The following is a 25524-nucleotide window of genomic DNA, read 5'->3' as shown; positions in this document are numbered from 1 at the left end:
GCGATGATCGTGCAGGAACTCTAAACCAATCGGCCACTGAACGTCATGTTACTGACAGCAGCTGACAGCAGCAGCGGCGTAGAATGCGGGCCTTACCCCGAGGCCGCCATGATCGTCACTTTCCCCGATAGTCCGTTCCGCCTGCATCAACCGTTTCCGCCCGCTGGCGACCAGCCAACGGCGATTGCTCAGTTGGTGGAGGGCATTGACGATGGTTTGCGCTTTCAGACGCTATTGGGTGTGACCGGATCGGGCAAGACCTACACCATGGCGAATGTGATCGCGCGTACCGGCCGGCCCGCCATCGTGCTGGCGCCGAACAAGACCCTGGCCGCGCAGCTGTATGCCGAGTTCCGCGAGTTTTTCCCGGAAAACGCGGTCGAGTATTTTGTTTCCTACTACGACTACTACCAGCCCGAGGCCTATGTGCCGAGCCGCGATCTGTTCATCGAGAAGGATTCACAGATCAATGAACATATCGAGCAGATGCGTCTGTCGGCCACCAAGGCGCTGATGGAGCGCCCCGATGTGGTGATCGTGGCCACCGTGTCGGCCATCTACGGTATCGGCGACCCGTCCGACTACCACCAGATGATCCTGCATGTGCGCGAAGGCGAGAAAATGCCGCAGGCCGATCTGGTCAAGCGCCTGGTGCAGATGCAGTACGAGCGCAATGAGATCGATTTCTCGCGCGGCCATTTCCGGGTGCGCGGCGATGTGATCGATGTGTTCCCGGCCGAAAACGCCGACCTCGCCGTGCGCATCAGCATGTTCGATGACGAGATCGAAACCATCCAGCTATTCGACCCGCTGACCGGCCATGTGCGCCAGCGGGTCGGGCGCTTCACCGTCTTCCCGTCCAGCCACTATGTGACGCCACGCGCCACCGTGCTGCGCGCGATTGAAACCATCAAGGACGAGCTGCGCGACCGGCTGGCCTTCTTCCATGCCGAGCACAAGCTGGTGGAAGCGCAGCGCCTCGACCAGCGCACCAAATTCGACCTCGAGATGCTGCAGGAAATGGGCTTTTGCAAGGGCATCGAGAACTACTCACGCCACTTCAGCGGCAAGCCGGCCGGCTCACCGCCGCCGACGCTGATCGACTACATGCCCAAGGGCAGCCTGATGTTCCTTGACGAGAGCCATGTGATGATCGGCCAGGTCGGCGCCATGTATAAGGGCGACCGTGCGCGCAAGGAGAACCTGGTCGATTATGGTTTCCGCCTGCCCTCGGCGCTCGATAACCGCCCGCTCAAGTTTGAGGAGTTCGAGGCCATGATGCCGCAGACGGTATTCGTCTCGGCCACGCCGGCCGCCTACGAGGCCGAGCACCAGGGCCAGGTGGTCGAGCAGCTGGTGCGTCCGACCGGCCTCGTTGACCCCATCATCGAAGTACGCCCTGTGGCGACCCAGGTGGATGACCTGATGAGCGAGGCACGTAAGCGGGTGGAAATTGGTGAGCGCGTGCTGGTGACCACGCTGACCAAGAAGATGGCCGAGCAGCTGACCGACTACCTGCTCGAACACGGCATCAAGGTGCGCTATCTGCATTCGGATATCGACACGGTCGAGCGGGTCGAGATTTTGCGCGATCTGCGCCTGGGTGAATTCGATGTACTGGTCGGCATCAACCTCTTGCGCGAGGGTCTGGATATTCCCGAGGTATCGCTGGTGGCGATTCTGGATGCGGACAAGGAAGGTTTCCTGCGCAGCGAGCGCAGCCTGATCCAGACCATAGGCCGCGCCGCCCGTAATCTGAACGGCAAGGCCATCCTGTATGGCGATCGGATCACCGAATCGATGAAGAAGGCGATCGGCGAAACCGAACGCCGCCGCGCCAAGCAGATCGCCTTCAACGAGGCGAACGGCATCACCCCGCGCGGGGTGGTCAAGCGCATCAAGGACATCATCGACGGCGTGTACGACAGCGAAACCGCCAATGCGGAACGCCAGGCGCGTCGCGATGCGATGCTGCTGGAGGAAATGGACGAGAAGGCGCTGTCCAAGCAGCTGAAGACCATCGAGAAGGCAATGATGGAAGCGGCCAAGAACCTCGAGTTCGAAAAGGCCGCCGAGCTGCGTGACCAGCTGCACAAGCTACGCGAACGGGTGTTTGGCGCGGCCTAGCGTTTTGTTAGCGAAATTTCATGGAAGGGCGTGTGGCGCAGCCATGCAATGCAGCAAGGTTTGCTGCGAATACTCGACCCTTTAACGATAGTTTTCTTAGTTACATATAGGAGCGTTTGTGCGCGAGAGCCTTAAATTTGCGCTGCTGATCGCCGCTCTGGCTGCGTATCAAAGTGCAATGGCGGAAGATACGGTGTCCATCATCGAGCGACACGGATTTCATTACAGCAAGGAGTCAGAGATCCCGTGGTCGAGGCTGGGGAAAGATCTGGAAGGCTACGCCTGGAAAGCCGTCGGTGATCAGGAGTATTTGGTGGAGGAGCGTACTGCCTTCCCGGTCAAGCAGCTGGATGCTTTTATGCTGAAGGATCTGCAGCGCTACGGTCGTCGAGACGTTGAGCTGCAGGTGGAGCTAGTGCTAGGACAGAAAAGCACTTATCGGTTTCGCGATAGGCAGGTAGTGATATTCGACGATCTGATTGGTCTGGATAGGCCAAACATCAAGAAATTCCGCGCAACGCTCCCGCTCTTAAGCGTGTCTGGCGCGATGTATGAGGTGGAGTGCAAGTATAAATTCCTCGATCAGGGCGGGACATACGCGCTGGTGATCAAGGGGCGCGGCCGCAATGAAAGCTGGACGTCCTCGTTGGAGCCCCGTTGCGATCTCCGCAAATAGCTCGCCTAGGTCTATTAACCTAGCCGGCGGGTGCTGGCGTGGTGCCCGGCCCCGTATTGCGCGCCGGTCGGGCCACGAAGACCCAGTCATGGTAGTGCTGCCGGCCTTTGAAGTCGGTGTTTTCCGGTGCGAACAGATCAAGCTTGATCGGCGTAGCGCTTGAGCGGCTGGCAATGGCCATGATGCCGCCATCGCTATGACGGATCAGCAGCCAATCTGGGCTGGCGTTGATCGGGTCGAGATAGCGCTGGCGCAGATGGCGGCGCGGCTTGAGCTGGCGCGCATCCAGCAGCAGCTCATCCAGGCTGGGCGGGTAGCGACGCATGCCCTCGGGCATGGCCTCGTAATAGCTGAGGATGGCGCGCCGATAGGCATTCCCCACCCAGAGCAGCTCCTCTTCCGCCGTGCGTCGCTGGGCAATGCTGCCCAGGGTCAGCGTGGCGGTGGCACTCAGACCGAGTATGCCGATAAAGATCAGCAGGGCCAGATAGCTGAAACCGGCGTGCTTGCGTATCGAGGGGTGCCTTAAGTCAGCCAATGATCTCGCGATAGCGAGGCTCCCCCCAAGCTCGTGCAACTTGGACTTCCGTCGCGGCGGCGCTTGTACCCGGGAGATTTGGCCGGGTAAGGGCGGGGGGTGTGGAATGAAACAGCGAGGAATCATTGAGTGATCACTGTCGATTAGCACCCGGCTGAGCGTGGCTGTCGCCCGCAAGGGCCTACAGCCACGGCCTCCCCCTTGCGGGGATCGCCGGGTGGTGAGCTGATCATCGAGAAATCGAATAAACCGGCGCATCCCTAGAAGGCCGTGTAGGCCTGTCCCTCGCTCGTACTGCCCGGCGCTGTGCTGTGCAGATCGTAGATGCCGCTGCCCTGCTCGGTGTCGGCCTGGCTGAAGGTCCAGCTGCTGGCGCTTTCCAGTATCGGGTCGAGCGGCAGGCTGCGCAGATAACGTTTTTCCACCAGCTCATCCAGGCTGGCCGGGTAGCGGCCGGTATCGGCATAGAACTTGTCGATCGCGCTGCGGGTGATCTGCAGGTTTTCGCGCAGCACGCTTTCCTTGGCGCGCTCCAGGCTGTGGAAGTAGCGCGGCACAGCCAGCGTCAGCAGCAGTGACACGATGGCCAGTACGACCAGCAGCTCGATCAGGGTGAAGCCGCGCGTCGCCGACCTACCAGTTGCGGTATGCGATGCCATTGAGGCCCACCCCCGTCGCCAGCGAATACACATCGTAGACATCCTCACCGCTGCGCGGCGCATCGGCGGGGCTTGCATAGCTGCGCAGGCCCCAGCAGCGTTCGGGCTCGGCTTGCTGGCAGAAGGGGTCGCTGGGGATGCGGCGCAGGAAGTAACGCCGGCGGCCTTCCGGGTCGAGCTGGTCGTTCACGCCGTCCACCAGGGTGGCGAGGTCGGGCGGATAGCCGTTGCCATCCTGGCGGCGCTCGATATGCCCTGCCTCGTAAGCGGCCTTGTAGGCATCGATGCCGTCGCGGATTTCACGCAGCGCGCGCTTGAGTTCGGTCTCGCGCATGCGCTGCACACCAAGCTGGGCCGAGGGCACCACCACGCTGGCCAGCACGGCCAGGATGGCCAGGGTGACCATCAGCTCGATCAGGGTGAAGCCGCGTGCTGCCGCCCGCATCTCAGGGTTCCAGCTTGAAGCTGAAGCCGGGCAGGGCCGGGGCCAGGCTGCGCCCGTCGAGCGCCTGCGGGCTGGCGCTGAGCAGGCTGAGCTGGGTCTGGCCTGCGCGCACATCGAGTACACGGGCGGTAATCGTGGCTAGCATGCCCTGGCCCTTGGCGCCAGTGCTGCTGGACAGCAGGTTGTGGATGGCGATCTGGCCGTTTTCGACCTGGGCATTGAACACCGTCTGGCCCTGCGCTTTCAGGAAGTCACCTTCCTCGACGCGCACAATCTCCAGCACGCGCGGATCGTAGCCGACTACCACGGGCAGGCCGTTGATCGCCTGCTCGGCCTGATAGCTGAGCTGCAGCTCGATGGTGCGTCCCTGACGCGCACTGTCCGGACCATGCCAGCGCAGCAGGCCTTCGCTGATGGCGGGCGCGCTGTCGGCCGGTTTGGCTTCGACAGGCTTGGGTGCAGTGGCGCTGGCAGCGGGCGCAGGCAGCGCTGTGCGCGGTGCGCTGATCTCCACCCGCGTGCGGCGGAAGCTCGCATCAGTGCCCGACTCGAATTCCAGCATCTCGGCCGTGGGGCGGCGGATATTGCGGATCAGCCGCGGGGTGATGGACAGCACGATCTCGGTCTTGGCATTGTCATTGCCCTGGCTGCCGAACAGGCGGCCCAGCAGCGGGATATCGCCGAGCAGCGGCACCTGGTTGGCGGTGCGCCGGTCTTCGCTATTGATCAGCCCGGCCAGCACCTGGTTTTCCCCATCGCGCAGGCGCAGCACTGAGGACGCATTGCGCGTGCCGATCTCATAGGCGCGCGTACCGGCCGATTCCACCGTCTTGAGGATATTGCTCACTTCGAGCGAGGTCTTGATCGACACCTCATCGTCCGGGTAGATGGTCGGCTCCACCTCGAGCTTGAGGCCGACATCGATATAGGACACCGAGGCGGCCGAGATGCCGGTGGTAATGGTGGAGCTGACCACCGGCACCTTGCTGCCGATCAGGATCTTGGCCTTTTCGCGGTTATGGGTGCGGATGCGCGGGTTGGCGAGCAGATTGGCGTCACTGTCCTGGTTCTTGGCATTGATCACCACGCTGCCGATATCGGCGCTGATGCTATTGCTGTTCAGATTGCGCAGCTGGTTCAGGGTCAGCTTGCCGCCATTGGCTGCCTGCAAGGGCGAGAGGCTTAGCTGATCCGGCCATTGCACACCCAGCTCCATCAAGCGGGTGCGTTTCACTTCCAGCACTTCCACTTCCAGCATCACCTCGGGTTCGGGCAAGTCATGCAGTGCCACTAGCTTTTCGGCCTGGCGTATTACCTCGGGGCTGTCGCGCAGCATGATCATATTGAGCTTCTCATCCACCACGATGTCCTTGGCGCGGATGATGGTCTTCATGGTGCTGGCCACCGCCTTGGCTTCGGCATGGGCGAGGTAGAAGGTGCGCACCAGCACCGGCTGGTAATCGCGCCGCTTGGCCACCGTGTCCGGGTAGATCAGCACGGTGTTGTCGTCCAGCACGCGCTGCTCGAGCTGATTGGTCAGCAGGAGCAGGCTGATGGCCGATTCGATGCTGGCGTTCTTTAGGAAGATCGAGGTGCGCTGATCGGTGCGTACCTCCTTATCGAACAGGATATTCAGCCCCGAAGTGCGCGCGATGAGGTCGAACACCGTCTTCAGCGTGGCGTCCTTGTACTGCAGGGTGATCGGCTTGCGGTACACGCTGGCCAGGCCACTATCGTGGCTGCGCTTGGCCTGGCTCGCTTCGATTTGCGCCAGCAGCTCAGCCGCACGCGCATTACCCGGCTGCTCGGCCAGGATGCTGCGCAGGCGGCTTTGCGCGCTGTCTGCATCCTGCTTTTGCCAGGCCGCCTCGGCTTCCGCTAATAGGCTGGCGCGGCGCCGCTCGCTCTGGATGTTCTGCAGACCGGCGCGCGCGCGCGGATGCTGGTTATCGAGACTCAGGACTTCCAGATAGCCACGCTCGGCCAGCGCCAGGTCGCCGCGTGTGAAAGCCTGTTCGGCGGCGATCAGCTGATTGCCCACGCTGCGCTCGCGCGCATTCAGATAGGCCATGCGGTACTCGGCCGAGCCGGGTTCCAGATTGCTGGCTTCCTTGAGCTTGTCTAGCCCCGCCGCCAGCTGGCCTTGCTCCAAGAGCTGATTGCCGCTGCGAAACGCGTTCTGCGCGGCACAGCCGGCCAGACCCAGGGTAATCAACAGCACAAGCAGGCCGCGGCGCGGCGGGAGGGGCAGGGTGTAGCGGCTCATTCTTGGCCTTGTCCGATGGCGAGAAGCTGCCGCTGTTGTAGCGGCAGATAGGTGAATTGCAGCTCGCTGGCGCCGATGGCGTCCACGCGGTACTGATTGAGCAGGGTGTCGCCCAGCTGGGCGATCACGGTCTGGCCATTCGCTTCCAGAAACACGCTCCAGGCCTGGCCGTCGTACTGCTTGCCGACGAACTGGAAGGGCAGCTGCGGCGCCTGGGGCGGTGGCGGTGGCAGCGGCGCGCTGACTGCTGCAGCCGGCGGCGTGGGCGGGGTCGGCACGGCAAATGGGTTGCGCGGCTTGGCGCTGGCCTGCATCAGGGCGGCGCGCGGCTGCAGGGCCAGTACGGCCTCCTGGGCCGGCGCGGCTGGGCTGCGTGGACTCGCGTTGATGGTGGCGGGCGCCGGCAGGCGCTTATCAGCAGCGACTCTGCCGGCTGGGCTGGGCTGGGCCGGGGCGTCGCCCGCGAACACCAGCCAGAGGGCGGCCAGCAGACCCAGGCCCAGGGCGAGATGGCGTGGGCTCATGGCTGTGCCTCCTGGCCAGGGCGCGACCACAGGCTGAGCTTGAGCGTGGCCGCCAGCTGGGCGGCCTCGGCGTTGTCGCGCTCGAAGCTCAGATCGTCGAGCGAGAGATTGGGCATGCCGCGCAGCAGCGCTTCGGCCAGCGCGCGAATGTCTGGGTAGCTGCCGGTCAGCGGCAGGGTGATCTGCAGGCGCTCGAGTCCACCGTCCTGCTGTGGGCTCAGTCGGTAATCGGCCTCGGCGATATCCCAGCCTTCCTCGGCCGCCAGCGCAAACAGGCGCGCCAGGCTTTGCGCGCGCCCGCCGCCCTGGTCGAGCACCGCATGCAGCGCGGCCAGCCGGCTCGCATCATCGCTGGGCGGCGCAGCGACAGGCGCGGCCTGCAGCGCCTGGGTGCTGCGCTGCAAGCTGGCGGCGAGCCGCGCTTCCTGCTGCTGGGCCAAGGGCAGGGCCAGCCAGGCCAGTGCGGCCAACAGCCACAGCGCCAGGGCCGCCAGCCAGGGCCAGGCCGCGCCGCGCAGGGCCAGCTGGGTGCGTAGCTGCGCGCGTTGCAGCAGCATGCGCCAGGACAGATGCTGGCCGCTCATGGCTGCACCTCGCGCGGGATGGCCAGGAATTCGAACTGCACGCGCCCGCCCGGCGCCTGCTCATCGCTGCGATGCTGGCGCAGCTGCACATCGCGGAAGAAGCCGCTGGCGCGCAGCGCATCCAGATAGGCGAGCATGCTGCGCAAGTCGCTGGCCTCGGCGCTGACCGCCAGCATGCGCGTCTGCGCATTGGGCAGGATGGTCAGCAGTGCCACCTCAGGCCGTGCGGCCTGCTCGAAGGCAGCGAACCAGGCGGCCCAGGGCAGGTTGAGCTGGCGTATCGCCTGGTTGGCGGCCTGTACCTGCTTGGCTGGCAGGCGCTGCACGGCTTGCACGCGCTGGCCGCCAGCCAGGAAGGCCTGCTGAACCTGGGCCTGCAGGCTGTGTTCGAGCACGGCGCTGCGCTGCTGGCTTTCCCACAGCCGCTGGCCGGCTACACCGATAGCCAGCAAGGCCAGCACGGCCGGCAGCCAGAAGCGCACGGTGTACAGCGCCTGCCAGGGCGTGGGCTGCGGGGCGAAGTCGATGCGGATCGCCTTCATGCGCTGGCTCCCAAGGCCAGTTGCAGCGCCTGGGCCGGTGCGGCTCCCTGGCCCAGGCGCTGGCTGCGCCAGTCGCCAAAGCGTTCGCCACGCGGCAGCCAGCCCGCTTCGCCCAGCCATAACCAGCTGGACGGCAGGCTGTCGCCTGCCACGGCCAGACGGCGCGCTTCGCCTTGCAGGCGTTCGAGCAGCGCAGCGGGGCTCGGCACGGCGTCAAAGCTGATCAGGCGCAGGCTGTGCCATTGGCCGGCCAGGCGCAGGCCGTAGAGCAGATCTAGGCCATGTGCGACACCCAGCCAGCCATCGTCCGGAATCTGTCCCGCCACCCGGTTCAGCGCGCTGAGCGCGGCGGGCGCGATGCCATCAAGCCGCCAGCCCTGCTGCTGGGCCAGCGCTTGCACGCTGTGGCATAGCACCTCGGGCAGCGCGCAGGCGATGAAGGGCTGGGCTAGCTGCCAGTCGGCGCGCAGGCGCCAGCCTGCCGGCGCGCTGCCGAACAGCTGGCTGAAGCGTGCCTCGGCCACCGCTTGCAGCACGGCCAAGCTGGCCACATTGGCTGGTGGCTGTACCAGCCAGTAGCGCAGCAGGCTATCGGCCACGCAGACCTGCAGGCGCGGCGCTAACCAGGTTTTGCGCGCGGGTTGCGCGAGCGCCGCCTGCAGCGCGGCAAAGCCGGCCGCATCGGGGGGCTGCTCGAGCACGATGCGCGTCGACTCGCCCAAGAGGGCGATGCGCTGCGCGCCCAAGCCCAGCGTCAGGCGCTCAGCCTTTAAGCGTGACACGGCGTATCTCCTCCAGCGTGGTCTGACCGCGCGCGGCCTGGCGCAGTGCGGCTTCAAACAGGGTTTCGGTGCCATTGCGGCGCGCCACTTCCTTGATCTGGCGGATCGGCGCCTTGTCCACGATTAGCTCGCGCAGCTCGTCGGTCAGGGTCAGGAACTCGGCAATCGCGCGGCGGCCCTTGTAGCCGGTGCCGCGGCAGTCGCCACAGCCTTGGCCCGCGCGCAGCCGGTAGCCGCTGATCTGTGCTGCCGTCAGGCCGAGCGGCTTCAATTGTTCGGGTGTGGCCGCGACATCCACGCTGCAATGCGGGCAGTTCAGGCGTATCAGGCGCTGCGCCCAGATGCCGTTCAGGGCCGAGACAAAGGCATAGGGGTCGATGCCCATATGGCTGAAGCGGCCGAACACATCGAACACATTGTTCGCATGCACGGTGGTCAGCACCAGGTGGCCGGTCAGTGCCGACTGCACGGCAATCTCGGCGGTATCGGTGTCGCGGATCTCGCCGACCATGATCTTGTCCGGGTCATGGCGCAGGATGGAACGCAGGCCGCGGGCGAAGCTCAGGCCCTTCTTCTCATTGACCGGAATCTGCAGGATACCGGGCAGCTGATATTCGACCGGGTCTTCGATAGTGATGATCTTGTCGCGGCCATGGTTGATCTCGGCAATCGCGCCGTACAGCGTGGTGGTCTTGCCCGAGCCGGTCGGGCCGGTCACCAGCACCATGCCATACGGCTCGCCCACCAGCTGGCGCAGGATGCCGAGCGACTCGGGCTCGAAGCCGAGCGCATCCAGGGTCAGCGCGCCGTGTTCGGCCAGCATGGCCTGCTTGTCGAGGATACGGATCACCGCGTCCTCGCCATGGATGCTGGGCATGATGGACACGCGCAGATCGATCTCGCGCCCGGCCGCTTCCACGCGGAAGCTGCCGTCCTGTGGCACGCGCCGCTCGGCGATATCGAGCTCGGCCAGCACCTTCAGGCGCGACACCACCTGCTCGGCCAGCTGGCGGCCATTGACCTGGGTCATCGCGTCCAGCACGCCGTCGATACGGTATTTGACTGCGAGGCCGGCCGGGGTCGATTCGAGGTGGATATCGCTGGCCGCGAGCTTGAGCGCGTCGTACAGCGTGGAATTGACCAGCTTGACCGCCGGGCTGCTGCCATCGTGGGTGGACTGGAAACTCAGCTTCTCGGTCTGCTTGTCCGGCCCCTGGCCATTGCCTGCGGCGAGGCCAAGCTGGTCGAGCGCGCGTAGCGATTCCTCCTGGCGGCTTAGCCAGGCATGGATATCGGCCGGCAGGGCCAGGCGGTAGCGCAGCGGCTGGCCGGCCTGGCTTTCCAGCCAGATGGGCAGATCGGCATCGAAGGGATCGCCGATCACGGCCAGCAGGCCATCGGCATCGCGCAGCAAGGCGCAGCCACGCTGCTGGGCGCGCGCCAGCGGCAGCAGCTCGAAGGCCGGCTGCAGGGCCAGCATGGCGGCGGTTTCGATCTGGGCCAGCTTGAGCCAGTCGGCCAGCGCGGCCAAGGTGGCGCGCGCATCGCTGCCGAGCAGCTGGCTCAGCGCATCCAAGAGCGGCGTACCGAGCCGCGCGGCTTGCGCGCGCGCCTGCTGCAGCTGCGCCTCATTAAGGCTGGGGGGCGGGGAAAGGGGCGCGTTCACAGGCTGCCTGCCAGGTCGAAGATGGGCATGTACAGCAGCAGCACGATGACGCCGATCAATAGGCCAATCGCCGTCATCAGCAGCGGCTCGAAGGTCTTGCTGAACCGTTCCAGCCAGCGTGCGCTGTCGCTTTCGTAGAAATTGGCCGAGCGGGTCAGCATGGCGCCCAGCTGGCCCGAGCGCTCGCCCACCCGCAGCATGCGCAGCGAGATCGGCGTGGTCAGGCCATGGCGCTCGAAGGCATCCGACACCATATCGCCGGCGCGGATGCTGGCAGCCGCGGCCTGCAGCTGCAGGCGGGTGGCCGGCGCGGCAATACCGTGCACCATCTGCAGCGCGCTGCTGATGGTGATGCCGCCTTCCAGCAACATGCCCAGGGTCAGGTAGAGGCGCGACAGCTCGAGAATATGCAGGCGCTCGCCCACGCTGGGCACGCGCAGCAGCAGGCTGCGCCAGGCACCGCTCTGCCACAGGCGGCGCAGCTGCCAGCCGCCCAGGCCCAGCACGGCCACGAGGCCCAGGCCAAACAGCGCGCTGTGATTGGCCACCAGCTGGCCCCAGTCGAGCAGCAGCTGCGAGAGCATGGGCATGGGTCGGCCGCTGCCCTGGTAGACGGCGGCAAAACGCGGCACCACGAAGCCGAGCAGAAAGAGCGCCACCGCGCCCCCCACGGTGACCAGGATGCCCGGATAGATGGTGGCGCTGATCAGGCGGCTGCGCACCTCATCAAGGCGGATCTGGTAATCGAGATAGCGCTTGAGCGCCTGCGGCAGCTCGCTAGTGCCCTCGGCTGCCTGCACGATGCCGATATACAGCGGTGGGAAGACGGCGGCCTGTTGGGCCAGCGCCTGGGAAAAACGCTCGCCCTCGCGCAGGCGCTGCCATAGCCCATTCAGCACGGCGGCGGCCTGCGGCTGCGCCTCCTTGTCCAGCAGCGCTTCGATGCTTTCCACCAAGCTCAGCCCGGCTTCCAAGAGGGCCAGCAATTCCTGGCTGAACAGCAGCAGGGAAAAGCCGCCGCGCTGACCGAGGCGCAACGGTGCGCGCGCCGGAGCCAGGGTCAGGATGGTCAGGCTGCGCGCCTCGGCCTGGCGACGTGCGTCGGCCTCGTCGCTGGCTTCCAGCGTCAGGCTGTGCAAGAGATTGTCGGCCGACAGGGCTTGCAGATGGAACTGCATGGCGCGGGCTCAGCGATTGGCGATATCGGCGTCGTCGCCTTCGCCACCCGGTGCGCCGTCCTTGCCGTAGGACAGCAGGTCGTACTCGGTGGGGCTGAGCGCGCGGTAGAGATAGGGGCGGCCCCAGGGGTCGGCGGGCAGATTCTTCGGCATATAGGGGCCATTCCACTTGGCGAGCTCGGCTGGGCGGGTGACCAGCGCGGCCAGACCCTGTTCCGAACTCGGGTAGCTGCCCACATCCACGCGGTAGGCATCCAGCGCCTTGGCAAAGGCTTCGACCTGGGCGCGCGCCACGGTCTGTTCGGATTTGCCGATCTGCGAGAAGTAACGCGGACCGACATAGGCGGCCAAGAGGCCAATGATGGCGACCACCACCAAAAGTTCGAGCAGGGTGAAGCCGGTATGCCGTGCAAGTTTCATAAGAATCTGATCAATCCATGTGATGAAAGCGCAAACCAGCCCGCCGGTATGCCGGTCAGGCAGGCGGCAATGTAAGCACATAGCGGGAAGATTAGCAGCTTGTTTTTTTAATTTAAGAGAAGACGAATAATCTAATTCAATTCTTTAAATCCAAAGTCTTGCATTGACGGGATTTAACTTCTAAATCGGCAGCGGCGCGCAATTGGCGAATGTTGTTTTATTGGCGCAATAAAGCTGTGCTTGTCGATTGCGCTTGCTGGCCAATAGGGCGATTACGTTACGCTCTCGCGGCTGTTAGATGTCGTACAGGGAGCAGAGTGTTTCTTGTGGAGGCCCATTAAAGACAAGGTATCCCTTTGTCCATGTCATGGCCTCGGAGTGCAATCCACCGCTGAGCATGCTCAGAAACCAAGGAGCGTTATGAATAAATTATTTAAGAATGCGCTAATAGCAATTGGCGCGACCCTTGCCATTCCTGCGGCTTCCGCCGCGGTCATCGATTTTGACTCGCTGAGCCCCGATATTTATGCGGCCGGTGATTTCTTCTCGGATGGCAATTACAAATTCACCGTCGGCGCCGGCCCGAATGACACCGGCTTTGCCGGCGCCATTGGTTCGAATGTGGCCGATGCCTGTTTTCTGATCGATTGCCCGGTGGGGAATGACAGCCAGTACTACCTGGGCTTGAACGATGGCAGCCTGAATATCGCCAGCGATGTGGGCATGGGTTTCACGCTCGGCAAGTTCGAAGCCAGCTTCGTGGCGCCGGTGGTGGCCAATATTCCGTTCTCGGTGGCACGTCTGCTGATCTCGGCCCAGGACTATCTGGGTAATACCTACAACACCAGCGTCGAACTGCCCGGCCAGAACGCCAACGGCTTCTGGGAATTCAGCGGCTTCGCCTTCGATGCACCTGGCCTGATCCTCAAGCAGATTGCCTTCACCGCCTGCCTGACCGATGTGAACGGCGCCTGCGTGCCGCTCGGTGAGAATCAGGCCCAGTTCGGTCTGGACAATCTGAATGTGAGCACCGTGCCCGAGCCGGCCAGCGCCTTGCTGATCGCCCTCGGTCTTGCCGGCATGGGCATCGCCTACCGCCGCAAGCAAGCTGCCTGATCGTCGTCGCCAACTCTGACTGGAACCCTATCCATGACACAACGTCCCGCAAAATGGGCTGTGCTCGCGCTCGTATCCAGCCTTGCTGCCACCGCAGCGGCCGAGGATGCACGCCGCCCCTATCTTGTCCAGCTGATGGACAAGCCGGTTGCCTCCTACGCCGGTGGTATCGCCGGCCTGGCCGCCACCCAACCGGCACCCGGCCAACGCCTGAATCTGCAGGCTGCCGATGTGCAGGCCTATATCAACTACCTCGACACCAAGCAGAACGACGTGCTGGCCGCCGTGGCCGGTGCGCAGAAGGTGTATGACTACAAGCTGGTGTTCAACGGCTTCTCGGCCCTCTTGACCGATGAGCAGGTGCGCAAGCTGAAGAAGACCGCCGGCATCATGGCGATCACCCCCGATCTGCCGCGCGAACTGCTGACCAATTACACCGCCAGCTTCCTCGGCCTCGACAAGCCGGGCACCGGCCTGTGGAACCTGTTGGGCGGCCCGACCGCCTCGGGCGAGGATGTGATCGTCGGCGTGATCGACAGCGGCGTCTGGCCGGAAAACCCCGCCTTTGCCGACCGCGTCGATGCCCAGGGTGTACCGACCTTCGACAATGCCGCCACGCTGGCCTATGGCCCGCCGCCGGCTGGCTGGACTGGCGACTGCATCACCAGCAGCAGCTTCCCGGCCTGTAATAACAAGCTGATCGGCGCGCAGTACTTCCGCGACCAGTACGACTCGCTGATCGCTGCTGGCCTCTATACCCCGCACTGGAGCGACTATGTGTCGCCGCGCGACAATGGTGGCCACGGTACCCATACCGCCAGCACCGCCGCCGGTAACCACAATGTGCCGACCTCGGTGGGTGGTGTGGACCTGGGCAAGACCTCGGGCATGGCACCGCGTGCGCGCGTGGCCGTCTACAAGGTGTGCTGGAGCTATAACGACCCAGCCATCCCCGGTGCGCCAAAGAACTCCTGCTTCACCGGCGACAGCGTGAAGGCGATCGAGAAGGCCGTGGCCGATGGCGTACACGTGCTCAACTACTCGATCAGCGGCAGCCAGACCAGCGTGCTCGACCCGGTTGAACAAGCCTTCCTCGGCGCAGCCGATGCTGGCGTGTTCGTGGCGGCTTCGGCCGGCAATAGCGGTCCGGCCAACCAGGTTGCCCATATCAGCCCATGGCTGACCACGGTGGCCGCTTCCACCCACGACCGCTTCTACGAAGGTTCGACCACGCTCGGCAATGGCCTCAGCTATACCGGTGCCTCGCTGAACCAGACCCCGGTACCGGCTGCAGACCTGATCCTGGCCTCCGCAGTAGGCATGGCTGGTGCGAATGCCCAGCATGTGCGCGAGTGCTGGAACACCGGCGTGCTGGACCCGGCCAAGGTGGCCGGCAAGGTGGTGGTGTGTGACCGCGGCACCGTGGCACGCGTGGACAAGAGCGCTGCCGTGCTGGCTGCCGGTGGCGTGGGCATGATCCTGGCCAATACTGGCAACCAGTCCCTGAACGCCGACCTGCACACGCTGCCCACCCTGCATGTGGACAATGTGAAGGGCGCGGCTATCAAGGCCTATGCGGCTGGTGCTGGCGCGACGGCCGCGATTGCCAAGGGCGAAGTGAAGCCGGGCGTGATTGCTGCGCCGCTGATGGCCGACTTCTCCTCGCGTGGCCCGAACAAGGGCGACCTGAGCACACTGAAGCCGGACCTGACCGCACCGGGCGTGGACATTCTGGCTGGCTATGTGCCCGACCAGACCCAGGCCGAACACGACGCGATCAACGACGGCACCGTGGTGCCGCCCGCCGCTTGGGAATTCCTGCAAGGCACCTCCATGTCCAGCCCGCATGTGGCTGGCCTGGCCGCGCTGCTGCGCAATAAGTACCCGAGCTGGTCGCCGGCCGCGATCAAGTCGGCGCTGATGACCACCGGTTTCAGCACGCTGAACGATGGTCAGCCCGGCATGGCCAATGGCCGTCTGCCCTGGGCCCAGGGTGCGGGTCATGTGAACCCGAACTCGGCGGCCAATCCGGGTCTGGTGTACGACGCCAACACACTCGACTACATCCGTTATATGTGCGGCGCCAATATTGGTCTGCCGGCTTCCACCTGTAGCGCCTTTGGTTCGATTGCGCCGTACAACCTGAACCTGCCTTCGCTGACCGCCGCGAATGTGCTGGGCTCGCTGACCTTCAACCGTACCGTGACCAATGTGGCCGACACCCCGTCGACCTACACGGCCACCGCCACGCTGCCGGGCTTCGACGTCACCGTCACCCCGTCCTCGCTGACCCTGAACCCGGGCGAAAGCAAGAGCTTCAGCGTGAAGCTGGTGCGCAGCACGGCACCGCAGAGCGTGTGGCAGTACGGCTCGCTGGTCTGGAACGATGGCGTACACACCGTGCGCAGCCCGCTCACGGCCCGCAGCAGCATGCTGGCTGCACCGTCCTTCGTCAGCAGCGAAGCCACCACCGGCAGCAAGATCTTCAGCGTGGGCACCGGCTTCAGCGGCAGCATGACCGCCGTGAAGGGCGGCCTGAAGGAAGCCACCCGCCTGAGCGACACCGTGCTGAAGGCAGAAACCGATGGCTTGGCCGAGTGCATTGCCGGTAACGACCCAACGGGTGGTGTGAAGGTGCATCCGTTTGTCGTGGCCGCCAACAACCTGGTCACCCGTTTCGATCTGTACAACGCCGATACCGAACACGGTGCGGCCGATGACCTTGACCTGATCGTGGTCAATGCCGCCGGTGCTCTGGTCGGTAACAGCGGCTCGGCCAGCTCGGACGAATCGGTGCAGGCGCTGAACCTGCCGGCCGGTACCTATAAGGCCTGTGTGGTCGGCTACGCCCCGGTCGGTGGTAGCGCCAGCTACACGCTGTCGGCTTGGGCGGTGAGCAGCAGCGATACCGGTGGCGAGTTCAAGGCCCTGCTGCCCAGCAAGGCCTATGTCGGCGGTACCGCCTCGGTGGGTATGAGCTGGAAGAACCTGGCTGCCGGCAAGCGTTATCTGGCCGCTGTGCGCTACAGCGCTGAAAACGCCACCCAAGGCAGCACCGTGCTGATGGTGCAGACCAATGACCCGCTGCCTAGCGCAGCTGGCGTGGAACGCACCCAGCCGAACGACCGCGGTATCTAAGCGGTACGTACCGGGGCGGTGCCGTAAGGCCTGCCCCTGGCAAATAAAAAGCCATGCATCGCAAGATGCATGGCTTTTTTCTGGCTGTAACCCGCCTTGGGCGGACTGCTGCGCCGGGTTCAGTACACCGATTCCTGTGCGCCACCGGCCTTACGCAATACGCAGCGCTGCGCCTCGCAACGCGCGCCCGGGTCGCTGACCAGGCTGCAGATGGAGGCCATGCCGCTGGCGCTGACTGCGGCACGCGCCTGGCGCTGGTGCTGCTCGGATAGTGCAGTAATGCGTGCCGCATCGCCTTCGCGCTGCGACCAGGGCAGATAGGCGGCCGGCCCGCCGCAGGCCCGCGCGCCCACCGCCACCGTGCGGCAGTCGCTGTCCTGCTGGCAGCGCGCGCCGCCAATTGCGGCTTCCAGCTGCGCATAGGTGGTCGCGGCAGGCGGTGTTTTGCCAGCGCAGGCGGGCAGGGCCAGTGCGCTGCATAGCAGCAGGGTGGTGCGCAGAAACAAGGGGCGGGCAGCAAACAGCATGTGATGACTCCAGGGCAGGCGTGGATCGGCTCTGCCCGCATGATCAACCCGCGCCCGGCCACGGGCAAGCCGCAGCGACAATCCGCTACCGCGCGCAGCGCCTTTTCCCCTTATAGCCCTGTCATATCAGCGTTTGCTGCTGGTTCTGGCGCGACTTATCCACACCGGGCGGGTGGGGCCAGCTGGCGGCAAAAGGGGGGTGGCCGACCGGTGCGCGGGGCAGTTTTGGCGCGCCATGCTGTGTCAGAACCAACAACCACGGGGATGACGAAATCAGCTATTGCCAGCCCCGTGTCTCGTCACTAGACTTAGTGGTCGAAGCAGTCATAAAACACTACATATTGTGTTTTCCACATTTTCTGCACAGATTATGCACACCCCGCTGTGGGTATTCCGCAGTGTGTTTTTGAGTGTGTGCGTTCAGGGGTTTTGGGGTCCGCCGCTCGCGGGCAGTTCACACCCACCACCTGAACCTGCCGCCCCGGTCCCTTTCGGGCGGTTCATTGCATAACCGGTCCTGGCGCGCACGATGCGCCACGGCCCATTAGATAAACGTAAAGGGGAATTCCTGACATGTACGCCACTACCGATACCGCCAGTACCACGCGCGCGGCTTACCCGCAAGCCAACGACAGCGTGGGCTCCACCGCTGCCCAGTCGGGCGCCGAGTACAAGACCATCCGCCGTAACGGTGCCGTTGTCCCGTTCGAGCCGATGAAGATCTCGGTCGCCATCACCAAGGCCTTCCTGGCCGTGCATGGTGGTGCAGCGGCACAGTCGGCCTCGGTACGTGAAACCGTGCAGCGCGTCACCGATCTGGTGGTCAATGCGCTGATGCGTCGCAAGCCGGAAGGCGGCGCCATCCATATCGAAGACATCCAGGACCAGGTTGAACTGGCTCTGATGCGCTCGGGCGAGCACGATGTGGCGCGCTCCTATGTGCTGTACCGCGAACGTCGCCATCAGGAACGTCTGGCCAAGGGCGAAGCCGAGCACGCACCGGCCAGCGCCATCAATGTGAACGACGAAGGCGTGGTGAAGCCGCTGGACGTGGCCCGCCTGCGCGCCCTGGTGCAATCGGCCTGTTCGGGCTTTGAAGCGGTGACCGATGCCGAGCACATCGTCGGCGAAACCCTGAAGAATCTGTACGACGGCGTGCCGGCCGAGGAAGTGCGCAAGTCCGCCATCCTGTCCGCCCGCCAGCTGATCGAAAAAGAGCCGTCCTACTCCAAGGTCACCGCTCGCCTCCTGATGCACAGCCTGCGCCGCGAAGTGCTGGGTGAGGAAGTGATGCACGAGGAAATGGCCACCCGTTACGCCGAATACTTTCCCAAGTTCATCAAGCAGGGCATTGAAGCCGAGCTGCTCGACCCGGAACTGGCGCAGTTCGACCTAGCGCGCCTGGGCGCCGCCATGAAGCACGATCGCGACTACCAGTTCGACTACCTGGGTCTGCAAACCCTGTTCGATCGCTACTTCCTGCATATCCACGGCCATCGCATCGAGCTGCCGCAGGCCTTCTTCATGCGCGTGGCCATGGGCCTGGCGCTGCGTGAAATCGACCGCGAAGCACGCGCCATCGAGTTCTACAACGTGCTGTCGACCTTCGACTTCATGTCCTCGACCCCGACCCTGTTCAACTCGGGCACCCTGCGCTCGCAGCTGTCGTCCTGCTACCTGACCACCATCGCCGATGACCTCGATGGCATCTACGAAGGTCTGAAGGAAAACGCCCTGCTGAGCAAGTTCGCCGGCGGCCTGGGTAATGACTGGACCCCGGTGCGTGCGCTGGGCAGCCATATCAAGGGCACCAATGGCAAATCGCAAGGCATCGTCCCCTTCCTGAAGGTGGTGAACGACACCGCCGTGGCGGTGAACCAGGGCGGCAAGCGCAAGGGCGCCGTGTGTGCCTATCTGGAAACCTGGCACGCCGACATCGAGGAATTCCTCGAACTGCGTAAGAACACCGGTGATGACCGCCGTCGTACCCACGACATGAACACTGCCAACTGGATTCCCGACCTGTTCATGCAGCGCGTGATGGAAGGCGGCGACTGGAGCCTGTTCAGCCCGAGCGAAACCCCGGACCTGCACGACCTGTACGGCAAGGCCTTTGCCGAGGCTTACACCAAGTACGAAGCCAAGGCCGAGCGCGGCGAAATGCGCGTGTACAAGAAGATTCCGGCCCTGCAGCTGTGGCGCAAGATGCTGACCATGCTGTTTGAAACCGGCCACCCCTGGTTCACCTTCAAGGACCCGTGCAATATCCGCAGCCCGCAGCAGCACGTGGGCGTGGTGCACAGCTCCAATCTGTGTACCGAAATCACCCTGAACACCAACGACAACGAAATCGCCGTGTGTAATCTGGGTTCGGTCAACCTGGTCAACCATATGGTGCTGGGCGCCGATGGTCAGTACACGCTGGACGCCGACAAGATTCGTCGCACCACCAAGACTGCCATGCGCATGCTGGATAACGTGGTCGACATCAACTTCTACCCGGTGAAGAAGGCGCGCAATTCCAACCTGCGTCACCGTCCGGTCGGCATGGGCATCATGGGCTTCCAAGACTGCCTGCACCTGTTGCGCACCCCGTACGCCTCGGACGCCGCGGTGGAATTCGCCGACCGTTCGATGGAAGTGGTGGCCTACCACGCCTACTACGCCAGCACCGAGCTGGCCGAAGAGCGCGGCAAGTACCCAAGCTACGCTGGCAGCCTGTGGTCCAAGGGCATCCTGCCGCAGGACAGCATCGACCTCTTGATGGAAGCCCGCGGCGGCTACCTGGAAATGGATCGCAGCAGCCAGCTGGACTGGAGCGAGCTGCGTGCGCGCATCGCCACCTACGGCATGCGCAACAGCAACTGCCTGGCCATCGCCCCGACCGCGACCATCGCCAACATCGTCGGTGTGTCCGCCTCCATCGAGCCGAACTACCAGAACATCTTCGTGAAATCGAACCTGTCGGGCGAATTCACCGTCATCAATGAACACCTGGTGCACGACCTGAAGGAACGTGGCCTGTGGGATGACGTGATGATTGGCGACATCAAGTACTTCGATGGCTCGCTGACCCGCATCGACCGCGTGCCGCAAGACCTGAAGGCCATCTACGCCACCGCCTTCGAAGTGGAAGCAAACTGGCTGGTCGAATGCGCCTCGCGTCGCCAGAAGTGGATCGACCAGGCGCAGAGCCTGAACATCTATATGGCCGGTGCATCGGGCAAGAAGATGGACGATCTGTACAAGCTGGCCTGGGTACGCGGTCTGAAGACCACCTACTACCTGCGCACCCTGTCCGCCTCCAGCGCCGAGAAGTCGACCGGCCGTGGTGGCGAGCTGAACTCGGTGCCGGTGGGTGGTGGCCAGATCGCCGCCGCCCCGGCAGCCGCGCCGGTGGCCAGCTATGCCGCAGGGGAGGGCGCCGCTGAGTCGGCCAAGTTTTGCAGCATCGACAACCCCGAGTGCGAAGCTTGCCAGTGACGCAGTCACGGGCAAGCTGAGCGCGAGGGAAAGCGGCGCAGCCACAACCCCGGACGGATTCGCCCTAGGCGAAGCTGTCGCCCGCGAAGCGGGCAGTGCGAAGCTTGCTAGTGACGTAGTGGCAGGCTCGGCGAAAGCCGAGCTGACGCTGGGCGAGGTGCTGGCAGCCGCTCGCGCCGCCCAGCAGATGCCCACACCGCCAGGCCGGCTCAAGGCTTGGCGGGCCGCCTGGCCCAAGTGGTAATGCAGTAAGCAGGAATGGGCTCCTCGGAGCCCTTCCTACTAAGCAAGTCCGGTGGGCTTGCTTAGTAGGAAGTATTAAGCGGCTACGCCGCGAATGTTTTCAGCGGGAGTGCGTCCCGCAGCCGCCTTACTTTCTTTGCTTCGCCAAAGAAAGTAAGCAAAGAAAGGCGACCCGACGGTGTCGCCCGGCTGCGCCGGGTTCCCTGCGCTGCTCGACTGTCGTGGCCGTGGCCGAACTCGCCCGGCTTGCAGCCGGACTCAGACAGGCGGCCACGGACTGCCCCACGCCAGTCTGCGCTGCTCGGCGACACCGACGGGAGCTGGGCACTCCGTAGATAAATTTGTGATCGATCAAGGTGAAAGATCGGTCGAAGCATGAAACTGCAACACTTATTCAGATAGAGATCGGGAGAAAACGACATGCTGTCTTGGGACGATACCCCCGCACAACCCGCCGCCAAGCCGGCCGCGCCACAGGCCCCGGCTCAGCCGCAATACAGCTTCGAAGCCGCGCCGGCTGCTGCCGACTACAACACGGCCAGCGTGCAGGCCCCCAGCACCGGCCGCATCAGCGCCGTGGACAAGCGCATCATCAATGGCGGCACCGATGTGAACCAGCTGGTGCCGTTCAAGTACAAATGGGCCTGGGAGAAATACCTGGCCACCTGCGCCAACCACTGGATGCCGCAGGAAATCAATATGCAGCGCGATATCGAGCTGTGGAAGAACCCGAACGGCCTGTCCGAAGACGAGCGCCGTCTGGTCAAGCGCAACCTCGGTTTCTTCGTCACGGCCGACTCGCTGGCCGCCAACAACATCGTGCTGGGCACCTACCGCCACATCACCGCGCCGGAATGCCGCCAGTTCCTGCTGCGCCAGGCCTTCGAAGAAGCGATCCACACCCACGCCTACCAGTACATCGTGGAAAGCCTGGGTCTGGATGAAGCCGAAATCTTCAACGCCTATCACGAGATCAAGTCGATCCGCGACAAGGACGATTTCCTCATCCCCTTCATCGACGCGCTGACCAACCCGAACTTCAAGACCGGCACCCCGGCTGCGGACCAGCAGCTCTTGAAGAGCCTGATCGTGTTCGCCTGCATCATGGAAGGCATGTTCTTCTATGTGGGCTTCGTGCAGATTCTGGCCCTGGGCCGCCAGAACAAGATGACCGGCGCCGCCGAGCAGTACCAGTACATCCTGCGCGACGAGTCGATGCACTGTAACTTCGGCATCGACCTGATCAACACCATCAAGATGGAAAACCCCCATCTGTGGACCGAGGCATTCAAGGCTGAGCTGACCGGCCTGTTCCAGAAGGCCGTGGACCTGGAATACGCCTACGCCGAAGACACCATGCCGCGCGGCGTGCTGGGCCTGAACGCCTCGATGTTCAAGGACTACCTGCGTTTCATCTGTAACCGCCGCATGCAGCAGATCGGTTTGGAGCCGATGTTCCCGGGCGCGACCAACCCCTTCCCGTGGATGAGCGAGATGATCGACTTGAAGAAGGAGAAGAACTTCTTCGAGACGCGGGTGATTGAGTATCAGAGCGGTGGGGCTTTGAGCTGGGATTAACTTTTCTGAACATTCCAATCCGCACTAGTTGCGGATTTTTTTTGGAAGATCCGATGAAGCCGCAAATTGAATTTCGACATGTGCTTGGTGAACTGTCTGTTAATAGGAATGACCCTTGTGAGGTATTGCGTGAGCTGATATCAAATTCCTACGATGCTTCCGCTAAGCAGATATTTTATGCCCCGATAAAGTCCGAAGATGGATTTATCTTCTTTGATGATGGGCATGGGTTAGATACGCAAAAGAAAGTCAATGGCATCACTCCTTACGAGGCATTTTTTTCAATTGGAAAATCGACAAAGAAAAAAGGGGATGCAATTGGGTATAAATGCCAAGGCTCTAAGCTGTGCTTTGCTTGTGGAAGAATTCTTGTGGCATCAAAATCTTCTGGCAAAGATTCCGGTTGGAGTTATAAGATAATTGATAATCCAAGGAAAAATCTAGATACGGGATTTGATATTACGCCAAAAATCAATTCTGATTTGAGTTCCATATTGACGGAATTTGTTAACTCGCCATCCGCGGAAAATCAGCAGGCGATCGATAGCTTGCTGAAGTTGGTTGCTAATAGTGATAGCAAGACCGGTACGCTTATCTATATTGAAAAGCTGGATGTGGAGAATTTTGGCCGTCATTTCACTTTCAGTAAGAAGATTGAAGAATCTTATGTTTATAATTATGTGAGATTCTATACTAGACATGGTGATACCAAGTGGATTGATAAGGCTCAAGGTTTTTCAGCTAATCATATATCTCAAATATCGGCAAAAATTGAGCCGGCAAAGTTCACCTTCTATGGTGCGAGGAAGGCTGTGGATATTCCATATGGATTTCCATACCTAGAAACCAAATCTGCCGATTCGGATATAAAATCACCATCCGCTGTGGCTCGTCTGCGTGACGGCCGATTTTTTACCCGGGCGGCTAAAAGTTTCAACATATCTGGTGGGAGTTATTCGGTAATGCTTGCGATTGATGGAAATCGTCGAGCACATGAGGAATATCCAAATCTTGATAGAAAAGGCAAGGCGAAATCTGGTATTAGACTTAGTGAGCAGCGAGGACTGTTCATTTCAGTCAACGGGATAAAAATCTGTAGATATCCTGATCTTTTGAGTTCTTTGGATGAGTATCACGTCTTGGCTGAAGGTGAGAGTCCAATGCATTACACTCTCATAGTTGATGGGGAGTTTGATCTCGTAACTAATCGAAATTCTCTTAGTAAGAAGGCATTTGATACGCTGTCAGACCCCGATTTTTTGCGTGAAATAAAGAAATTTCTTGACAATGTCAAGAAGGGTGATGCGGTGTTTTCGGAGCTTCTTTCTCGATTGAGAAGAGAGAGTACAGAGAATAAACTCAATGAGCAGATGGAGATATTGGACTCATCTATCTCTTTGCTAAAGAGCAGGGAGCGATTCCGGGTGGATGCACCTAGTGGAGAGTCTCGTCTCTTTTTGTCCCCGATGCCAGGTGAGGAATATTGGGTGGGGGTGCTATATGCCACGCTTGGGCAATGGGTGAGTGCGGAAAATCCACAGGTTGACTATTGGAAGAAGGTGATTACCTTCTCAACTCAAGGGATTGATAGTCTTGGTTTGAAGCAAGAGAGTTCCCCTTCTCCTTTGGCTAAAGAGAACATTGCAACCATTGAGTATAAGTATCAATTTTCTAATACAGGGCCTTTTAATCACGCATTGGCAATTGTTGACTATATAATTGCGTGGGAGGTCGACGTGGATGTGAATTCTTTAGCAAAGGATACGTACACCTGTTTTGGAAGTATTCGGCCTATTCCAAATGTAAATTTCGAATGGGAGATATTTAATATAGAAAGCGATGAGGGTGGAGTGTATAAGAACACAGTTAAGGTGATATGCTTGCGGGATCTGATTAAAGAGACATTCGGTATTAACTATGTAAAACCATGAACTGTCTTATTGCGCCTTTGTGGCTCGTAGGGCAATGGGATGGACTCCTCCCTCCTGAAACGGCATCCAAGCTCGGTAGGTTGGGCTGAATGAAATGAAGCCCAACACTGATGGCCGTATCACCTGAATCAAAACACCGATGCCGCGAACACGTGCCATCGGTGTTGTCTTTTCTGCGCCAGCGGCGCGAGTAATTTTGAGCGGGGCGCCGTCCCGCGGCCGGGGTACTTTCTTTTGCTTCGCCAAAAGAAAGTACCCAAAGAAAAGGCGACCCGACGAAACCGCCCCGCTGCGCGGGGTGCCCTGCGCGCCTCCGGCCGCCACGGCCGGGCCCGAACTCGCCCGCTGCGCGGGCTCAAACAGACGGTCCCGGACTGCCCCGTGCCGGCCTACGGTGCTCGGCGGTTTCGACGGGACTGGGGCGCATTGTGGTTGGCGGCGGTGATGGTTTTGCCTGAGCTCCCTCACCCCAACCCCTCTCCCGTGGGGGAGAGGGGCTAATACGGCAGTGCGCAGCACGAAATTCGCAGCGTTAGCCGCGACAACACACCAAGCTGGTGGCGGTAATTTGAATAGCAGTTGGAGTGAATATGATCAGAGCTTCTTTACTACTTCTTACGTTATCGATTGCGTTGGCCGCACAGGCCGTTGGAAACACGCGACTGCGCGAACTGTCGGCTGCCGACTGCGAGATGGCGTTGGGCGTCGTGGATGCATGTAGTGAGCTCAAACCAGACTGTTTCGATGCAGATCCATCCCTCTTGAACTCAACGTCACGCAGCCATTGGGTTCATGTCTCAGAAAAGCGAGGTTTCAATGAGGCCGGATTTCAGAAGATGTGCAATATGAGTTGCCAAGGCAAATTGGCGGGTCTCGAACCAGACCAAGTGGAAGCCTTGGTATGCAAGACATCTCGCAAGCGCTAATTCACCCTACTACTGCCGTACCCCGCACTCGTACGGCCGTACCCCGTACTCGTAGGGCGCCATGAAGCCGAAGGCTGAATCGCGCCATATGTCTTGGTTCGGGTGCTGCGGTGTGAGCATCATTCGGCGCGATTCGCTGCGCTCATGGCGCCCTACGGTTTTGCGATGCGCACGC

General features: G+C 62.0%; 19 protein-coding genes. 7 read left to right on the top strand and 12 right to left on the bottom strand.

The annotated features are described in order from the left end of the window. The first annotated feature begins 108 nt into the window (after positions 1 to 108). Both uvrB and BT173_RS16050 read left to right on the top strand, forming a co-directional pair. Positions 109 to 2127 carry an excinuclease ABC subunit UvrB gene (gene uvrB, locus BT173_RS16055; protein ID WP_072429688.1) on the top strand — a complete coding sequence of 673 codons (2019 nt, stop codon included), beginning with the start codon at positions 109 to 111 and terminating at the stop codon, positions 2125 to 2127. A gap of 118 nt (positions 2128 to 2245) precedes the next feature. Continuing rightward, positions 2246 to 2803 carry a hypothetical protein gene (locus BT173_RS16050; protein ID WP_072429687.1) on the top strand — a complete coding sequence of 186 codons (558 nt, stop codon included), beginning with the start codon at positions 2246 to 2248 and terminating at the stop codon, positions 2801 to 2803. 19 nt (positions 2804 to 2822) lie between these two features. Here BT173_RS16050 and BT173_RS16045 read toward each other — a convergent pair whose 3' ends face one another. From BT173_RS16045 to gspG, 11 genes are all read right to left on the bottom strand, one after another. Beyond that, positions 2823 to 3341: a type II secretion system protein gene (locus tag BT173_RS16045; RefSeq protein WP_072429686.1), complete on the bottom strand. Its 519-nt coding sequence runs from the start codon at positions 3339 to 3341 to the stop codon at positions 2823 to 2825. A 260-nt stretch (positions 3342 to 3601) separates the two neighbouring features. Further along, on the bottom strand, positions 3602 to 4000 hold the full coding sequence (locus tag BT173_RS16040) for a type II secretion system protein (RefSeq protein WP_072429685.1): 399 nt from the start codon (positions 3998 to 4000) through the stop codon (positions 3602 to 3604). Next, positions 3975 to 4445, bottom strand: a complete 471-nt coding sequence (locus BT173_RS16035; RefSeq protein WP_072429684.1) for a type II secretion system protein — start codon at positions 4443 to 4445, stop codon at positions 3975 to 3977. Before BT173_RS16035 ends, BT173_RS16040 begins: the two co-directional genes overlap by 26 nt. 1 nt (position 4446) lies before the next feature. Further along, the gene (locus BT173_RS16030; protein WP_072429683.1) at positions 4447 to 6711 is read right to left on the bottom strand and encodes a secretin GspD/PilQ domain-containing protein; all 2265 of its coding nucleotides are present in this window, start codon (positions 6709 to 6711) and stop codon (positions 4447 to 4449) included. After that, positions 6708 to 7235, bottom strand: coding sequence for a hypothetical protein (locus BT173_RS16025; protein ID WP_072429682.1), 528 nt, complete (start codon positions 7233 to 7235; stop codon positions 6708 to 6710). The genes BT173_RS16030 and BT173_RS16025 overlap by 4 nt, the downstream gene beginning before the upstream one ends. Continuing rightward, the gene (locus BT173_RS16020; protein WP_072429681.1) at positions 7232 to 7819 is read right to left on the bottom strand and encodes a GspMb/PilO family protein; all 588 of its coding nucleotides are present in this window, start codon (positions 7817 to 7819) and stop codon (positions 7232 to 7234) included. Before BT173_RS16020 ends, BT173_RS16025 begins: the two co-directional genes overlap by 4 nt. Then, positions 7816 to 8361 carry a hypothetical protein gene (locus tag BT173_RS16015; RefSeq protein WP_072429680.1) on the bottom strand — a complete coding sequence of 182 codons (546 nt, stop codon included), beginning with the start codon at positions 8359 to 8361 and terminating at the stop codon, positions 7816 to 7818. The genes BT173_RS16020 and BT173_RS16015 overlap by 4 nt, the downstream gene beginning before the upstream one ends. Beyond that, complete coding sequence (locus BT173_RS16010) at positions 8358 to 9143, bottom strand: hypothetical protein (RefSeq protein WP_072429679.1); 786 nt, start codon at positions 9141 to 9143, stop codon at positions 8358 to 8360. The genes BT173_RS16015 and BT173_RS16010 overlap by 4 nt, the downstream gene beginning before the upstream one ends. Beyond that, positions 9124 to 10809 carry a GspE/PulE family protein gene (locus BT173_RS16005; RefSeq protein ID WP_072429678.1) on the bottom strand — a complete coding sequence of 562 codons (1686 nt, stop codon included), beginning with the start codon at positions 10807 to 10809 and terminating at the stop codon, positions 9124 to 9126. Before BT173_RS16005 ends, BT173_RS16010 begins: the two co-directional genes overlap by 20 nt. Next, positions 10806 to 11987: a type II secretion system F family protein gene (locus tag BT173_RS16000; RefSeq protein ID WP_072429677.1), complete on the bottom strand. Its 1182-nt coding sequence runs from the start codon at positions 11985 to 11987 to the stop codon at positions 10806 to 10808. The genes BT173_RS16005 and BT173_RS16000 overlap by 4 nt, the downstream gene beginning before the upstream one ends. Before the next feature lie 9 nt (positions 11988 to 11996). Next, a complete protein-coding gene (gspG, locus tag BT173_RS15995; RefSeq protein WP_072429676.1) occupies positions 11997 to 12407 on the bottom strand; it encodes a type II secretion system major pseudopilin GspG in 411 nt (136 codons plus the stop codon). A gap of 420 nt (positions 12408 to 12827) precedes the next feature. Between gspG and BT173_RS15990 the strand changes: the two genes are divergently transcribed. Together BT173_RS15990 and BT173_RS15985 are read left to right on the top strand one after the other, a co-directional pair. Beyond that, complete coding sequence (locus tag BT173_RS15990) at positions 12828 to 13523, top strand: NF038120 family PEP-CTERM protein (RefSeq protein WP_072429675.1); 696 nt, start codon at positions 12828 to 12830, stop codon at positions 13521 to 13523. A 33-nt stretch (positions 13524 to 13556) separates the two neighbouring features. Further along, entirely contained in the window at positions 13557 to 16661 is a 3105-nt protein-coding gene (locus tag BT173_RS15985) for a S8 family peptidase (protein WP_072429674.1), read from the top strand. Positions 16662 to 16780: 119 nt separating this feature from the next. Here the strand turns inward: BT173_RS15985 and BT173_RS15980 are convergent, their stop codons facing one another. Then, positions 16781 to 17188: a hypothetical protein gene (locus BT173_RS15980; protein ID WP_072429673.1), complete on the bottom strand. Its 408-nt coding sequence runs from the start codon at positions 17186 to 17188 to the stop codon at positions 16781 to 16783. Positions 17189 to 17761: 573 nt separating this feature from the next. Between BT173_RS15980 and BT173_RS15975 the strand changes: the two genes are divergently transcribed. The 3 genes from BT173_RS15975 (at position 17762) to BT173_RS19435 (ending at position 24423) form a co-directional block, all read left to right on the top strand. Next, complete coding sequence (locus tag BT173_RS15975; protein WP_072429672.1) at positions 17762 to 20671, top strand: ribonucleoside-diphosphate reductase subunit alpha; 2910 nt, start codon at positions 17762 to 17764, stop codon at positions 20669 to 20671. Positions 20672 to 21334: 663 nt separating this feature from the next. Continuing rightward, positions 21335 to 22492, top strand: coding sequence for a ribonucleotide-diphosphate reductase subunit beta (locus BT173_RS15970; RefSeq protein ID WP_072429671.1), 1158 nt, complete (start codon positions 21335 to 21337; stop codon positions 22490 to 22492). A gap of 53 nt (positions 22493 to 22545) precedes the next feature. After that, positions 22546 to 24423, top strand: coding sequence for an ATP-binding protein (locus tag BT173_RS19435; protein ID WP_072429670.1), 1878 nt, complete (start codon positions 22546 to 22548; stop codon positions 24421 to 24423). Positions 24424 to 25524: the final 1101 nt, after the last annotated feature.

Source organism: Chitinimonas taiwanensis DSM 18899, from assembly GCF_900119825.1.
Taxonomy (GTDB): Bacteria; Pseudomonadota; Gammaproteobacteria; order Burkholderiales; family Chitinimonadaceae; genus Chitinimonas; species Chitinimonas taiwanensis.
This window is presented reverse-complemented; position numbering and strand designations above follow the sequence as displayed.